Genomic DNA, 14062 nt, shown 5'->3' on the forward strand with positions numbered 1-14062 from the left:
TTATCCTTTGAATGGGTCGTCGTGGGCGGGCAGGACTGTGCCGATACAGTCACCAAATCCGATTGTGTATCCGTCGCCTTGTGCCGCCCCATGCAGGGCAAGCGTGTCACCGTCTTCAATGAAGCTGCGCGGACCGGACGCGGTGTCCAGCGGTTCCTTGCCGCCCCAGCTGAGTTCCAGAAGCGAGCCGCGGTTTTCTTTCTCGGGCCCAGAAATGGTCCCAGAGCCCAAAAGATCACCCACCCGCATTGGACAGCCGGATGTGGTGTGATGCGCCAGTTGTTGGGCGGCGGAATAATACATGTCCTTGTAGTTCGTCCGCGCGATGGTTTCCCCATTGAGCGTCACGCTGAGCGGAAGATCATAAAGCATCGGGCCGGTGTCGCGCAGATGCGGCAGCAGCTCCTTTTCGCGTTCGGGCGTGTCGCAGCGGAAGGGCTCAAGTGCGGCTTTGGTGACAATCCAGGGTGAGATACTGGTGGCCGTTGCCTTCGCCTGAAACGGCCCAAGCGGTTGGTATTCCCAGGCTTGGATGTCACGGGCGGACCAGTCGTTCAGCAAAACATACCCAAAGATGTTGGCATCCGCCTGATCGACCCCGATCGGCCCGTTCGAGGGCTGGCCCACGATTGCCCCCATCTCAAGTTCGATATCGAACCGCTGAGAGGGCCCAAATCGGGGCGTTTCGTCGTTTGGACCTTTCAGTTGGCCCCAAGGGCGCCGAATATCGGTGCCAGAAACCACCACAGACGACGCGCGCCCGTTGTACCCAATCGGGATATGAAGCCAGTTGGGGGGCAAGGCGTTTTCTGCCCCACGAAACATGGTGCCGACATTGGTCGCGTGATGTTTGCCGGCGTAGAAATCTGTGTATTCGGCGACTGTGATCGGCATGTGCAGTGTGGCGTGATCCGCAGGAACCAGAAATGCCGCCAGAGTGTCTTGGGCCTCGGATCCATCAACCAGCAGATCGGTCAGCGCGGCGCGGTACTGCCCCCAGACCTCAGCGCCAAGCGCCATGAAGGCATTCCAATCGGATCCGGACAATACGTCACGGTCTGCGTCAGCCCTCAGAACACCGTTGTGTTCGAGTGCCGTCAGATCAAGGATTTGGTCCCCGATGGCTGTGCCGCACCGTAGGGGGCCGCCCTCGACTGAAAAGACGCCATAGGGCAGGTTGTTCAAAGGAAAGGACGTCGTGGCGCTGTTTGCGCTGTCGATCCATGATTTCAAAAGGGCCATTTAGCTGTCTTTCGCGTTCTGTGGGGCGTCCGGATGGGCCGCCTGGATTTCGGGCAGGGCGAGGCAGGCGGCCTCAACCCTTTGAACTTTGGGGTAGGGGTCAAGGCTAAGGCCCCAACGATGGGCGTTATAGGCCTGCGCAACAAGGCAAAGATCGGCAAGGGTGATCGTCTGGCCAAAGCTGAAGGGGCCGTCATCGCCCAGCTGTGCCTCAAGCGCGGCAAAGCCTTCGGCCATCCAGTGACACATCCAGGCCTGCGCGGCCTCGGCCGAAAATCCATGCGTGCCCTTAAGGCGCTGTACAACGCGCAGATTGTTGATCGGGTGAATGTCCAAAGCGACAGTGTGCGCTGCCGCTTGCACCTTGGCCCGCTGTATCGGGTCTTGGGGCAACAGCAAGGGTTCGGGCGCCACAGCATCAAGGTATTCGAGAATGGCCAAGGATTGCGTCAGGACGGTGCCATCATCGAGGACCAGCGTCGGAACGCCGGCACCAGGGTTCAGCGCCTTGTAATCTGCAGTATGTTGCGCCCCTTCCGTTAAATCGACGGCCTCCAATTCATACGCCAACCCTTTGAGGTTCAGAGCTGACCGTACGCGGTAGGACGTGGTGGACCGATGATAGGAATAAAGCCTCATTTCTTGCCCGGCGTCCCGTCGAACTTCTTTTCGATATCAACCCAGCAGTCGATGTAATCATCCTGCAACGGGGCCTCATGGGCCGCAAATGCTGTCAGATGTTGTGGGAAACGGGTTTCGAACATGAACGACATTGTATTGGCGAGGTATTCGGGCTGAAGGTCAGCGTTCGACGCGCCCTCAAACGCTGTTTGGTCCGGCCCATGGGGCAACATCATGTTGTGCAGGCTCATCCCGCCTGGAATGAAACCCTTTGGCTTTGCGTCATAGATGCCAAAGATATTGCCCATCAGTTCGGACATGACGTTCTTGTGGTACCAAGGCGGGCGGAATGTGTCTTCGGCCACCATCCAACGATCACGGAACAGGACGAAATCGATGTTGGCCGTTCCCTCTACTCCGGATGGGGCGGTCAGCACGGTAAAGATGGACGGATCAGGGTGATCGAACAGAATGGATCCGACGGGGCAATAGGTTTTCAGATCGTATTTGCAGGGCGCGTAGTTGCCGTGCCATGCGACCACGTCCAGCGGGCTGTGGCCGATGTGGGTTTCGTGAAACTGTCCGGCCCATTTCACGGTCACAGTGCTTGGCACCTCACGGTCTTCAAAGGCCGCCACGGGTGTTTTGAAATCCCGGCGGTTGGCCATACAGTTGGCACCGATGGGACCCCGTCCGGGAAGGTCGAATTTCTGTCCGTAGTTTTCGCAGACAAAGCCTCGGCACGGCCCGTCGAGCACTTCAACACGGTACACCAGACCACGTGGGATAATGGCGATTTCCTGCGGCTCGACATCCAGCACGCCCAACTCGGTACAAAAGCGCAGACGGCCCTCCTGCGGGACGACCAGCAATTCACTGTCTGCGGAGTAGAAATAGGCATCCACCATGCTTTGCGTCACAAGATAGATGTGACTGGCCATGCCAACTTGGGTGTTTACGTCGCCCGCTGTTGTCATCGTGCGCATGCCGGTCAGCCACGTCAGGTCTTCATCCGCGTGCGGGACAGGATCCCAGCGATATTGACCAAGCGATGTCACATCGGGGTTCACATGCGGGGCTGATTTCCAATAGGGCAGATCGACCCGTTCAAACCGATGCGTATGCTTGACCGAAGGCCGGATGCGGTAGCACCAGGTCCGCTCGTTTTGATGGCTGGGCGCGGTGAAGGCCGTGCCCGAAAGCTGTTCGCCATACAGGCCATAGTTCACTTTTTGAGGAGAGTTCATGCCTTGTGGCAAGGCACCGTCCAGCGCCTCGGTTTCGAAGTCATTGCCAAAGCCAGGCATGTAGCCGGGGCTGGTTCCAATCGAAGAGGTTGCGCTGATGAGGTCATGCGGGGAGACGTCTTTGTTCATGAGATAGTCCCTTTTGTAACTTCTTTCGGAATAATGGTTGCGAGTGCAACTAACAAGATATATTTTTGCAACATGACAAAATGCGCCTCGTTCGATCTGCAAGACTTCATGCCGTATCTGCTCAATCAGGCCGCCGAAGCGACAAGTCGGGCGTTTTCGTCGACCTATCGGACCAAATACGGAATGCTGCAGACCGAATGGCGCGTTCTCTTTCACTTGGGGCGCTATGGCGACCTGACAGCGAAGGAGATCTGTGACCGCGCAAGTCTTCACAAAGCAAAGGTCAGCCGCGCGGTGCATGCTTTGATTGACAAACACTACCTGACCCGCGCCACACGGTCAGATGATAGGCGGCACGAAGTGTTGTCTCTGACGCAGCAAGGGCGGGACGTGTTTGATGATCTGCACCAAAAGGCGCAAAGCTATGAAGCCGCGCTGTTGCAGGATTTTGATCATGCTGAAATCGCGAAGATGCGAACGATCCTTATCCGGATTGCAGAACTGGATCAGGGCCGCGATTAGCCTTGCCCTGACAAGAAAATCATCATTCCGTTCGCCCAAAGCCCTCCGTCGATTGTTGAGAGTTTGGCCGTCGGCGCGTTTGTCCTAACGCCTGAATACGCGGCCAAGTTCGACGGTCTGAATTCCGGTATGCGGCTGGTGGGTTGGTCGTGGTGCGCCGCGTGGGACACCGAATAACAGACTAGGCGTTGCTGGTTTTTTGGCGACGGCGCTTTAACGCTGCGTCGCCTTCGGCTGTGCCGTCGTGGAAGGTGCCGAACCACTTGTCGATGGGAATTGTCCCGTCTGCGTAGTTCACCTCGAAATAGCGGTGGTGGAGGTAATGGGCGTAGTATGAAAAATCCAACGATTTGTTTTCGCCGGGGGCGATACGGTCAAATCCGCTGTGCCCTTGTGCGGGCGACAGACCCGCCAGCAGGCTGACGTTCAGGAAATGCAGGGGATGGGCGGGCAAGATGAAATAGATCAGGAAGCCTGAAAAATAGAGAATATGTTCAATGGGATGCATGGACAGGCCTGACCATGGGCCGGGGTTGATGTTGCGGTGATGCAGATAGTGCACCCGTTTGTAGATCCACGGCACATGGATCAGTCGGTGTACGCAATAGAAATGAAATTCATGCAGCAGGGGCACCATGAGCCACAACAGCGCAAACCAGATGGGGTGGGTGGCGATGTCGAGTTGTGCCACGACGCCATTTGCATAAAGCCACCACGCAAGGCATTCCCACGCCGTCCAGATCGGAACGCCGAAGGCCAGTGACCAAAAGACATTGTCCCTGGTCTGGCAGCCCAAGGTGAAGGCAACGTTGCGTGGTTGCGGCCAACGACGGTTGTATTTGAACGCCGTGCCCTGACCTTTGCGGATGTAGAACCAGTAGTGCTGCACGCCCACCACAGCGATCAACAGGCCGTAGTTACGCAACAGGATAAGACCCATCCAGCCCAGTGATGCGTTTTGCATGCGGGCCAGATCGGGGGTCAGCAAGAAGAATACGACCAGCGTCAGGCTCGCGTAAATCGCCGTCCATGGAAACAGATAGCCGGGCAACCAGCTGAGGATGCCGCGTAGGCGCATGGGCCAGACGAAGACATCCGGATAGGTCAAACGTTTGTGCGGCTTCCAGTAACCACGCGCATCTTCGGTGCCGAATTTGCTGTCGTCCATCCTATCCTCCCGTCTGTGCCTCGCCGAACCTGTGGTGCAAATGTCCCTTGATCCCGGTCAGCTTGAACGAAAACAGATCGCCCTCCCATGGCGCGTCGGTCAGGTGGTTGTCCGTCATGGTGAACCGCGCTGAGGTTACAAACAGCGTATCCATCTGGGGCCCGCCGATGACGCAGCTTGTGGGCCAGGAACACGGTGTCGCAACTCGAGCCACGGGCGTCCCCTCGTTGTCCAGACGCAGGACCTCCGATCCACCGACCACGCGGCAATTCCACAGATGGCTGTCCTGATCTGTGCAGGATCCGTCAGGAAGACCGCTGCCGTAATCCGCCAGAAAGACGCGTTTGTCGTCCAGAGCGCCGGTCGCGGTGTTCTGGGCAAAACTGAACAGGGTGTTGCGGCCCGTGTCCCCGATCACAACGCGCCCACCCAGCCATGCAATCGTGTTGGTCAGCCAGAAACCGGCCTTCAGCATCTGCTCAGCCGCGCCATTTGGGTGTATGCGCCAGACCTGGCCGGTTGCCTCTGTCTGATCGCGGGGGGTGCCGTCTGCGCCGACGTTGTTTTGCATGGTGCCAACCCAAAAGCATCCATCGGGCCCCACGACGCCTTCATTCAGGCGGTTTTCGGGACGGTCCGGTTCGATCGTTGCCAAAGTCTCGAACTCCTGGCCCGGTCGCCATACAGCCACGGTTTTTTCGAGACCCACCACGTAGCCTCCGCTGCCACACATCCCGATGGAGGTGACCATTCCAGGGGTGTCGCAGGTATCGTGACATTGGGTGATCGGATCAAACAGATGGATTTTGTGACCCAGCATATCGATCCAGACCAGACGGGACGTTCGGTCGTCCCAGATCAGGCTTTCGCCGACGATGCAGCCGCAGTGCAGCAAGCGCTCAGCTGTGCCAAGCGACCTAACCGACATTGGAAATCCGCATCCCATTCATGAAATGTTTGCGCAGGAAAATGAACAGGATCAGCGACGGCAAAGAGGCGATGATCGCCGCTGTCATGATCACATTCGGCCCAAACGATGAATAGCTGCCCTGAAACACCTGCAGCGCCGCCATGATCGAACGAACTTCGGTTTTGTTGGCCAGCACGGTCGAAAACAACAGGTCGTTCCAGATCCATGTGAACTGCAACAGGAAGGTTGCCGTCATCGGGCCAAGGCAATTGGGCAGAATGATGCGCGAAAAGACGGTCCATTCGCGGGCCCCGTCCATACGCGCAGCCTCATCCATCTCTCGTGAGAGGCCATTCATGTAGTTGCGCAGCACAAGCACGGGGAAGGGGATGCAGATGGCGGTATAGAAGATCAACATGCCCAGATGGGTGTTGAGAAGGCCCAGTTCCTGATAGGTGAAAAACAGCGGGATCAGATACATCTGGAACGGAAACACCGTGCCGGAAAAGATCAGCATGAACCACAGGTTGCGGCCTTTGAAATCGAACCGCGTCAGCCCGTAGGCCGCCAGTGCTGCGATGAAAATCGCCAGTGCGCCCCCGATGCTGCCGTAGATGAAGGAATTCAGCAAACCCGCGCCCATCTTTGCGTTGTTCCAAGCGGTCACAGCGTTGTCGATCAAGGGGCCGACGCCGTCGGGCAAGGCCAGGGGGTGCTTTTGTGCGTATTCCGGCGTTGTCTTAAAGATCGAGATGATCATGTAGTAAAAGGGCACGATCCACACGGCGCTCATCACCAACGCGCCGCCCATGATCAGCCAAGACCCTTTGCCGCGGCGTCGTTCCGCCTTGGCGATTTGATCGAAGTCCAGCGTTTCAAGATCTACGGCCATGGGGTGTCCTATTTCGTCATTCTGTCAATTCGCGCCTGCATGGCGGCCTGAACCCACGTCACCGACAGCACGACAATGCCAATGACCACTGCCAGGGCAGATCCGAAGGCCCATGCGCCTTTCTGGAAGGCCTCAAAGTACATGAACACCGCAAGCGACAGGGTGCGTTGACCGGGGTAGGGGACGCCCATGACCCATAGCAGGTCGAAGGCGGTGAAACCGGCCAGCACCGACAGGATTGTGACCACCAGAAGTGTGGGCAGCAACAGCGGCAGGGTGATGTGGCGGAACACCTGCCACGGGCGGGCGCCATCCACGGTTGCGGCCTCAATCGGGTCGCGGGGGATGGCGGCCAGACCCAGTAGGATCAGCACCATGACCAGCCCCACCGATTGCCACACGAAGGTGGCGATGATCGCACCCGTGACAGTGTTGTCCTGATAGAGCCAGCCGATATCGACCTCACGGCCCGTTGCAACACCAAGCGCGCGGTTCAGCACGCCATCGGGCGCATAGACATAGAACCACAGCACGCCCACCACCGTGGGGGCCAGAATGCGTGGCAGAAAGATGATGTTTTTGAACGCCCCTTCGCCGGGGGCACCGCGCAAGAGAATGGCCAGCCCCAGCCCAATCGCCAAGGGCAATGTCATGGACGCCACGACCCAGATCGCGGTGTTGGCCAAGGCCTCGGCAAAGAAGGGGTTGTCAATCATGCGGGTGTAATTCCGCGCGCCTGCGAATTCGTCGAAGCCGGAGAAACGGCGCCATTTCGTCAGGCTGATGTAGATGTTGTAGAGGACGGGAAACAGCAGCACGATGGACACGAATGCCACTGCCGGTGCCATGAAGAAAAACGCGGTCCGAAAGGCGCGGCGGGTACGGTGTTTTTCCGTGGCGGCCAGCGTGTCCAGCCCGATACGGGCCAGAATTTCGTCGTCCGTTTCGCGCTTTGGCATGTCTGCTGTCCTGTCCGGTCGAGCGTGTCAAAGGGGGCGGCAAGGTGCACCGCCCCCCTCAGGGAGAGCCTTAGAGGTTGGCCCAGTAGTCGGCGTTCAGCGCCTGAACGGTCGCCATCACGTCCTCGGCCGTTTCCATGGTCGGGTCGAGCATGAAGCGGTTGAACTCGGCCACGATCTCGCCCTGCAGTTCAGCCGGAACAGATTCCCACCAGCGGCCAATCGCGATTGTGCCATTGGCGGCCACATCCGCGTTGATCTTTTCGACCACGGCGTTGGGGGCGGCGGCGTTGGCGTTGCCAATCGCGTTGCCGGAGGCCGCAGCCCAGGCGTTTGCCCCCTCGACAGAGGTGAAGAACTCCAACGCTGCCATGGCGTCGGGGTTTTCCGAGCCAGAGACTGACATCACGATGGGGCTGCCCTCAAGGATGGACGACGACGGCAGGCTGGGATCCGCGTTGGGCATGATGAAGGCCGAGAAATCCTCGCCCGCGGTCATGCCTGCGCCTTCGACTATGCCGACGGCCCAGTCACCGATCAGGTAAATGGCACCCTCGCCCTTGGCAAAGTCACCCACTTCGTCATTGGAACGCGGATCCGTGAAATAGCCCTTGGCGTACCAATCGGACCAGATCTGGAAGGCATTGCGGACCGCGTCGCTGTCATAAGCAACGGAGCCGTCATGCAGACCTGCGTAGGCCTCTGGGTTGGTACGGATCATGATTTCCTGAAACCAGATGAACCCGCGCCAGCCGTCTTGCGTGGTGGCATGGAAAGGCGTGATGCCTGCGGCCTTCAGCGCCTCAGCGGCTGCGTTCAACTCTTCCCAGGTGGTGGGTTCTGTGATGCCGGCGGTTTCAAAGTGGTCGGTGTTATACAGCGCGATCCACCGCGACAGGTGCAAGGGGATGCCGTAGGCCACGCCGTCTACCGAATAGAAATCCCGCAAAGAGGCGTCGAAATTGCCGCTTGCGATCATTTTTTCCCACAGCGGATCCATGGATGCGACCTGACCCGAGGCGATCAGTTCTTCATAGACGCCGCCCGTCCACCAGGTGAACAGATCGGGCATTTCGCCACTGGCTGCGGATGTCTGGACAAAGGCTTTGTACTGTTCGGGCGTGGCATAGGGTGTCTGCACCAGACGGTTGCCCGTGCTGGTCTCAGAGGCGTCGCCGACAGCCTCAAGGGCTTCGGACCAGAAGCCCTTGTCGTGAAGCAGCTCAACGTCTGCCATGGCCACCGTTGCAAGCGCCGACAGGGCCGCCGCTGAGGTGAATGTCCTGATAAAGTGTTTCATGTCTTCCTCCCGTTTAGATGTCGTTGGCTTTGGGCTGGCGCAACGTCTCGCCAGTGGTTTTGTCGAACAGGTTGAGCCGGTCGGTATCGATGCCAAAGGTCATCGTTTCTCCCGGTTCAATCATTCGGGGGTTTTGCATCCGGGCGACGAATTTGACCGCGCCCTTCCGGCAAAACAGCAGGGTTTCATTTCCCAGCATCTCGCTAAATTCGATTTCGGCCTCAAAGTGGCTGTCGGTCTCCACGGATGCGCCATGGCCCACCGGGACCAGATGTTCGGGCCGCGCGCCCATGACGGCCGCTTGCCCATCGTGGGCGGCCAGATCAAATCGGCCCTTTGGCATCGTCAGGTGAACCCCGAAGTCCGGCACATTGAGCGTCCCACCGGCGATTGTGACGTCGATGAAATTCATCTGCGGTGTGCCGATGAACCCCGCGACAAACTGGTTGGCGGGGTTTTCGAAAATGTCGATCGGACTGCCGGTCTGTTCCACAAGACCGTCCCGCATCACGACAATCATGTCGGCCATGGTCATGGCTTCGACCTGATCGTGGGTCACATAAACGGTGGTGACGCCCAGTTGGCGTTGCAATCGCTTGATTTCCACCCGCATCTGGTTGCGCAGTTTGGCGTCCAGATTAGAAAGAGGTTCGTCGAACAAGAAGACCTTGGGTTCGCGCACCAGCGCACGGCCCATTGCGACCCGTTGGCGTTGCCCGCCTGACAGCGCTTCGGGCTTGCGGTCCATGTAGGGGTCCAGTTCCAGAACCTCGACGGCCGTGTCGATGCGGCGGTTGATCTCTGCCGTCGGAAGCTTTTCCAGCTTGAGCGAGAATTCAAGATTTTCGCGCACGGTTTTATGTGGATAGAGCGCGTAGGATTGGAACACCATGGCCACACCACGATCCCGCGAAGGCGTCTCGTTCATGCGCACGCCGTCCACCGTCAGATCCCCGTGAGAGATACTTTCCAGCCCCGCAATCATGCGCAGCGTCGTCGTCTTGCCACAGCCAGACGGCCCGACAAACACGGTGAAGCTGCCCGCCGGAATATCCAGATCAATGCCGCGTACCACGGGCAGTCGGCCATAAACTTTGACCAGATCGCGTATCTTGATTTCACTGGCCATCAGGGTGCTTTGCTCACTTTTTTGACGGCCGGATCGGCGTAGTTTCGTTCAGGCATAACGGCATACCAATCGGGCCGCCCTGGATCGCGGTCGTAGGCATAGCCGCCGACGGATTTGAAATGCTCGGCGTATTCCGCAAGCTTGTCGCGGTTCACCTCAACGCCAAGGCCCGGGCCCTTGGGCACCGCGATGGCGCCGTTTTCATAGGTCATCAGCCCGCCTTCTATGATGTCATCGGTCAGGTGGTGATAATGCGCGTCAGCGGCGAAGTTCAGGTTGGGCAAAGCAGCCCCCAGATGCAGCATCGAGGCCAGTTGAATGCCCAATTCGCCCGAGGAATGGACGGCGGCGGAAAACTGGAACGTCTCCAACACAGTGCCCGCCTTATAGGCCTGCCGCAGCCCGCCCCAGAATGTGGTGTCAAGCAGGATCACATCGACGATATCCTGACGGATCGACTGAACCAATTGTTCAAAGTTTACAACGACTTGATTTGTTGCGGTGGGGATGTTGGTCCGGTCGCGTACGCGGCGCATCCCGTCCAGCCCCCAGGTGGGGTCTTCGAAATAATCGTTGGGCAGATGTTCAATGGCCCGACCCACGCGGATCGCCTCTTCGACGGACCAGACCCCGTTAGGGTCAAGACGTAAGGAGTCACCCGGAAAGGCGTCTGCCAGCGCCTCCATGACGGTGATGTCATGGTCGGGGGCGAAATGCCCGCCTTTGAGTTTGTGCGTGGTGAAGCCGTGGGTGTCTTTCAGTGTGCGGGCCATGGCGACAATGTCGTCCGCCCGGGTTTCGCCGCCCGCGGTGCCCGCGTCATTTTCATAGCGGTAGAACAGATAACTGGCGAAGGGGACAGCCTCACGGATGGCGCCCCCCAGCAGGTCACAGGCCCGCAGCCCGTGTTGCTGCCCCGCCAGATCCATGCAGGCCATTTCAACGGCGGCGTGCAGCTGCATCCGGTTGTTATAAAGCGATGCGGTAGGGTTCATCAGCTTCCAGCGCAGCTGTTCCAACTGGATCGGATCATGGCCGATCAAGTAAGGCTTCAGCCCCAGCACGGCAGCCTCGGCGGATTCACCGCCACCGCCCATCTCACCCCAGCCAGAGCGGCCCTCGCTGTCGATTACCTCGATAATCGTGCGCACGAAGCGACCCCAGTGGGTGCCGTTGGCGTGGCGCAGGGGGGCCTCCAGCGGAACCGCGACGGTTGTGGCTTTGATGTCGGCGATTGTAGTCATGACGGCTCCTGACTGGGCGAGCCACCGATCAGTGACAGCAGCCCGCCATCTGCGCGGATGGTTTCGCCAGTGATGAATGAGGCCGCGTCAGACAAAAGAAACGCGACCAGATTTGCAATTTCCGCAGGGGTGCCGGGGCGGCCCAGCGGGTGCATGGCGCGGATCGCCGCCCAAACAGCGTCAGGGTTGTCCGCAAGACCCACCGCATCGCGCAGCATCGGCGTATCAACCGACCCCGGTGCCACGCAGTTGCATCGCACGCCCTCTTTGGCGAAATCCACAGCGATGGATTGCGTCAGCCCGATCAGCCCGTGTTTTGCAGTTGTATAGGCGGCAACATCCGCTTGGCTGGCCAGCCCCTGCACAGACCCCATAAAGACGATTGCGCCGCGTGTTTTGCATAGGGCGGGCAGGGCGGCGCGGCTGAGATAGAATGCGCTGTTGAGGTTTGTGTTCATCACCTCCGCCCAGCCGTCTAGTGTTGTATCAGCCGCGGTTCCATAGCGCTGGATGCCGGCGTTATGGGACAGGCCGTCAAGCTGCCCAAAGCAGTCCAAACAGGCCGCGACTGCTGCGTCGCAGTCTTGCGGGGTGGCCACGGACCCAGTGATTGTTTCGATCTGGCCGGGCGCAACGGTGGTGTCTTGTACAAGGCCGCGCAGCGCATCGGCGTCGATATCCATGCACATCACACGTGCGCCGTCCCGGGCCAGATGGGCGGCCACAGCAGCGCCAATGCCTTTGCCCGCACCGGTTACAAGGTAAGCCTTAGACGCCAAGATATCCTCCCACCGTAAATTGTATACAATCTACATTTTTGTATACACACACACGAAGATACCGTTGTCAAGCTGCTGTAAGCTGACTATGACTGGACCGAATTGAAGACCATGGATGAGGGAACATTCCGCGGATGAGACAACTCTCGCAGTCGACGGCATCTATTGTTTACAATGGCTTGCGCCAAAAGATCATTGATCTGACCCTGAAGCCGGGCGCCTTGCTGGTGGAACAAAAGCTTGCCCATGAATACGGGGTAAGCCGGACGCCCGTCCGCGAGGTTCTTGTCTGGCTTGCAAGTGAAGGACTGGTCGAAATCCTGCGCAATCGCGGTGCGATGGTCGCCCCGATTCGTGTTGATGCGGTGCGTACCGCGCAATTTGTGCGCGAGTCGCTGGAGGTTTCGGTGGCGTTAACCGCAGCCAAAAACATGAACGCGTTGGCGCGACTGAAGCTGTCCCATGCCATCGAAGAGCAAGAGCTGGCAAATGCCGAAGGCAACGCAGAGCTGTTCTATCAAGCCGACGAAGCAATGCACCTTGAAATCGCCCAGATCGCAGGGCTGCCTTTGGTCTGGGGATACATCGAAGAAGCCAAGGTACAGATGGACAGGGTCCGCAGGCTGAGCCTGTCGCAGGCGCAGTCGTTTGACAAACTGATCGCGCAGCACCGCCGAATTGTCTCGGCCATTGCAGCGAATGATCCGGTCGAGATTACCGACAGCCTGAATGCGCATCTTCGTCAGGTTCTGCCTGATATCGATGCCTTGCGCAGAAACCGGCCGGAATATTTTGACGAAGACGCACAGGACCGTCCGGTTTCTTCGACGCTTCATGGGCAAACGGTTGCTGGCCTTGCCTGATGCGTTTGGTCAAGGGGCGGGCATGGGTTGAGATTGATCCGGTCGGGGCGATCATTGCGGACGCCGGATTCCATGTGGGCGGACAAACCGTTCGACCCTTGTTTCAGAACCCGTGGCGCGATGATCCCCGTGAAATGGACGTCCTGACCCGGCATCTTGGCGGTGAATGGCCCTGCGTGCCGTTCGGTGTGCCAGACCCGCCCGGTGATTTGCCCCTCGGCTGGCCAAATGATCTGGATCGCGCCCCGTGGCACAAACATGCCCACGGCTTTGGCGCCCATCGTCCGTGGACCTTGACGCAGGACGGCGCGCAAACGGTTTTGGCGGAAATCACCTATCCGGAGGATGGGCCGGTTGTCGGTTTGAAACGTCGCGTTCATCTGGCCAGTGAGAGCGAAATTCAACTGGAACTTGAAGTGAGCGCACGGCAAGACGCGGCCCTTCCCATCGGCCTGCACCCCGTCGTGTCGCTGGCCGATGCAGCACCGGGTGCTGCGTTTCTCCGCGTGGCAGGGGAGGATTCCGCGTGGACCTTTCCACGCGATGTTGAGCCGGGGCGCAGTCGTCTGCAAGCCAACCAACAGGGCGTTTCACTTAGATCCCTCTTGTCCACAGACGGCACGTCCATAGATGCAGCCGCATTGCCATTTGCGGGCCACAGTGAGGACCTGATCCTGCTGACAGCCCCCGGCGGATGTGTCAGCCTGTCTCGGCCGGATTTGGGGTATCAGGTCGACGTGACATGGGATGACACCCATTTGCCCAGCTGCCTGTTGTGGCTGTCAAACCGCGGACGAGACTATGCGCCGTGGGACGGTCGGGTGTGCGCCGTGGGCATCGAACCTGTCGCGGCCGCATTTGATTTGGGGGTTGAACAATCCCGATCGCTAAACACGCCACTCGCGCGAGCTGGAGTGCGCACGACCGCTCAACTGAAGGCCGGTGAGGTTTGGAGAACCGACTATTCGATCGCAGTGCAGACCTCGGTTTGATGTCCGGTTTCTGCTCCTTAATGGCAAAGGGTTAGACTCTGACTTGACCAAACTGGAGCAGATCA

General features: G+C 58.8%; 14 protein-coding genes. 3 read left to right on the forward strand and 11 right to left on the reverse strand.

Going from position 1 to position 14062, the window contains the following annotated elements; translation table 11 throughout:
• Genes fahA through hmgA form a run of 3 tightly spaced genes read right to left on the reverse strand, consistent with a single transcriptional unit; the run spans nucleotide 1 to nucleotide 3239 of the window.
• Nucleotides 1-1242 carry a fumarylacetoacetase gene (gene fahA / locus PSJ8397_RS16310; RefSeq protein ID WP_085865712.1) on the reverse strand — a complete coding sequence of 414 codons (1242 nt, stop codon included), beginning with the start codon at nucleotides 1240-1242 and terminating at the stop codon, nucleotides 1-3.
• Nucleotides 1243-1881 (reverse strand): maleylacetoacetate isomerase, encoded by a 639-nt coding sequence (gene maiA, locus PSJ8397_RS16315; protein WP_085865713.1) that lies wholly within the window; start codon nucleotides 1879-1881, stop codon nucleotides 1243-1245.
• Nucleotides 1878-3239, reverse strand: coding sequence for a homogentisate 1,2-dioxygenase (gene hmgA / locus PSJ8397_RS16320; protein ID WP_085865714.1), 1362 nt, complete (start codon nucleotides 3237-3239; stop codon nucleotides 1878-1880). The genes maiA and hmgA overlap by 4 nt, the downstream gene beginning before the upstream one ends.
• Before the next feature lie 72 nt (nucleotides 3240-3311).
• On the opposite strand from hmgA, the gene PSJ8397_RS16325 reads away from it, so the two are divergent.
• Nucleotides 3312-3761, forward strand: a complete 450-nt coding sequence (locus PSJ8397_RS16325; protein ID WP_085865715.1) for a MarR family winged helix-turn-helix transcriptional regulator — start codon at nucleotides 3312-3314, stop codon at nucleotides 3759-3761.
• A gap of 181 nt (nucleotides 3762-3942) precedes the next feature.
• Here the strand turns inward: PSJ8397_RS16325 and PSJ8397_RS16330 are convergent, their stop codons facing one another.
• The 8 genes from PSJ8397_RS16330 to PSJ8397_RS16365 form a co-directional block, all read right to left on the reverse strand.
• Nucleotides 3943-4929 (reverse strand): sterol desaturase family protein, encoded by a 987-nt coding sequence (locus PSJ8397_RS16330; RefSeq protein ID WP_085865716.1) that lies wholly within the window; start codon nucleotides 4927-4929, stop codon nucleotides 3943-3945.
• Between the two features lies 1 nt (nucleotide 4930).
• Nucleotides 4931-5857, reverse strand: a complete 927-nt coding sequence (locus PSJ8397_RS16335; RefSeq protein ID WP_159453166.1) for an SMP-30/gluconolactonase/LRE family protein — start codon at nucleotides 5855-5857, stop codon at nucleotides 4931-4933.
• Nucleotides 5847-6731: a carbohydrate ABC transporter permease gene (locus tag PSJ8397_RS16340; RefSeq protein WP_085865718.1), complete on the reverse strand. Its 885-nt coding sequence runs from the start codon at nucleotides 6729-6731 to the stop codon at nucleotides 5847-5849. Before PSJ8397_RS16340 ends, PSJ8397_RS16335 begins: the two co-directional genes overlap by 11 nt.
• 8 nt (nucleotides 6732-6739) lie before the next feature.
• Nucleotides 6740-7690: a carbohydrate ABC transporter permease gene (locus tag PSJ8397_RS16345; protein ID WP_085865719.1), complete on the reverse strand. Its 951-nt coding sequence runs from the start codon at nucleotides 7688-7690 to the stop codon at nucleotides 6740-6742.
• Nucleotides 7691-7760: 70 nt separating this feature from the next.
• Entirely contained in the window at nucleotides 7761-8990 is a 1230-nt protein-coding gene (locus PSJ8397_RS16350) for an ABC transporter substrate-binding protein (RefSeq protein ID WP_085865720.1), read from the reverse strand.
• A gap of 13 nt (nucleotides 8991-9003) precedes the next feature.
• A complete protein-coding gene (locus PSJ8397_RS16355; RefSeq protein WP_085865721.1) occupies nucleotides 9004-10119 on the reverse strand; it encodes an ABC transporter ATP-binding protein in 1116 nt (371 codons plus the stop codon).
• Nucleotides 10119-11363, reverse strand: a complete 1245-nt coding sequence (locus tag PSJ8397_RS16360; protein ID WP_085865722.1) for an enolase C-terminal domain-like protein — start codon at nucleotides 11361-11363, stop codon at nucleotides 10119-10121. Before PSJ8397_RS16360 ends, PSJ8397_RS16355 begins: the two co-directional genes overlap by 1 nt.
• Entirely contained in the window at nucleotides 11360-12142 is a 783-nt protein-coding gene (locus tag PSJ8397_RS16365; RefSeq protein WP_235000810.1) for an SDR family NAD(P)-dependent oxidoreductase, read from the reverse strand. Before PSJ8397_RS16365 ends, PSJ8397_RS16360 begins: the two co-directional genes overlap by 4 nt.
• Before the next feature lie 134 nt (nucleotides 12143-12276).
• On the opposite strand from PSJ8397_RS16365, the gene PSJ8397_RS16370 reads away from it, so the two are divergent.
• Both PSJ8397_RS16370 and PSJ8397_RS16375 read left to right on the forward strand, forming a co-directional pair.
• Nucleotides 12277-13005, forward strand: a complete 729-nt coding sequence (locus tag PSJ8397_RS16370) for a GntR family transcriptional regulator (protein WP_085865724.1) — start codon at nucleotides 12277-12279, stop codon at nucleotides 13003-13005.
• Nucleotides 13005-13997 carry an aldose epimerase family protein gene (locus tag PSJ8397_RS16375; protein ID WP_085865725.1) on the forward strand — a complete coding sequence of 331 codons (993 nt, stop codon included), beginning with the start codon at nucleotides 13005-13007 and terminating at the stop codon, nucleotides 13995-13997. The genes PSJ8397_RS16370 and PSJ8397_RS16375 overlap by 1 nt, the downstream gene beginning before the upstream one ends.
• Nucleotides 13998-14062: the final 65 nt, after the last annotated feature.

It is taken from the genome of Pseudooctadecabacter jejudonensis (assembly GCF_900172275.1).
GTDB classification, from domain to species: Bacteria; Pseudomonadota; Alphaproteobacteria; order Rhodobacterales; family Rhodobacteraceae; genus Octadecabacter; species Octadecabacter jejudonensis.

What these genes read in the sequence shown, in the direction of transcription:
- maiA (WP_085865713.1), bottom strand. Translation starts at nt 1,881, where the DNA reads ATGAGGCTTTATTCCTATCATCGGTCCACCACGTCCTACCGCGTACGG.
- PSJ8397_RS16330 (WP_085865716.1), bottom strand. Translation starts at nt 4,929, where the DNA reads ATGGACGACAGCAAATTCGGCACCGAAGATGCGCGTGGTTACTGGAAG.
- PSJ8397_RS16355 (WP_085865721.1), bottom strand. Translation starts at nt 10,119, where the DNA reads ATGGCCAGTGAAATCAAGATACGCGATCTGGTCAAAGTTTATGGCCGA.
- PSJ8397_RS16325 (WP_085865715.1), top strand. Translation starts at nt 3,312, where the DNA reads ATGACAAAATGCGCCTCGTTCGATCTGCAAGACTTCATGCCGTATCTG.
- PSJ8397_RS16340 (WP_085865718.1), bottom strand. Translation starts at nt 6,731, where the DNA reads ATGGCCGTAGATCTTGAAACGCTGGACTTCGATCAAATCGCCAAGGCG.
- PSJ8397_RS16350 (WP_085865720.1), bottom strand. Translation starts at nt 8,990, where the DNA reads ATGAAACACTTTATCAGGACATTCACCTCAGCGGCGGCCCTGTCGGCG.
- hmgA (WP_085865714.1), bottom strand. Translation starts at nt 3,239, where the DNA reads ATGAACAAAGACGTCTCCCCGCATGACCTCATCAGCGCAACCTCTTCG.
- PSJ8397_RS16370 (WP_085865724.1), top strand. Translation starts at nt 12,277, where the DNA reads ATGAGACAACTCTCGCAGTCGACGGCATCTATTGTTTACAATGGCTTG.
- PSJ8397_RS16345 (WP_085865719.1), bottom strand. Translation starts at nt 7,690, where the DNA reads ATGCCAAAGCGCGAAACGGACGACGAAATTCTGGCCCGTATCGGGCTG.
- PSJ8397_RS16335 (WP_159453166.1), bottom strand. Translation starts at nt 5,857, where the DNA reads ATGTCGGTTAGGTCGCTTGGCACAGCTGAGCGCTTGCTGCACTGCGGC.
- PSJ8397_RS16375 (WP_085865725.1), top strand. Translation starts at nt 13,005, where the DNA reads ATGCGTTTGGTCAAGGGGCGGGCATGGGTTGAGATTGATCCGGTCGGG.
- fahA (WP_085865712.1), bottom strand. Translation starts at nt 1,242, where the DNA reads ATGGCCCTTTTGAAATCATGGATCGACAGCGCAAACAGCGCCACGACG.
- PSJ8397_RS16360 (WP_085865722.1), bottom strand. Translation starts at nt 11,363, where the DNA reads ATGACTACAATCGCCGACATCAAAGCCACAACCGTCGCGGTTCCGCTG.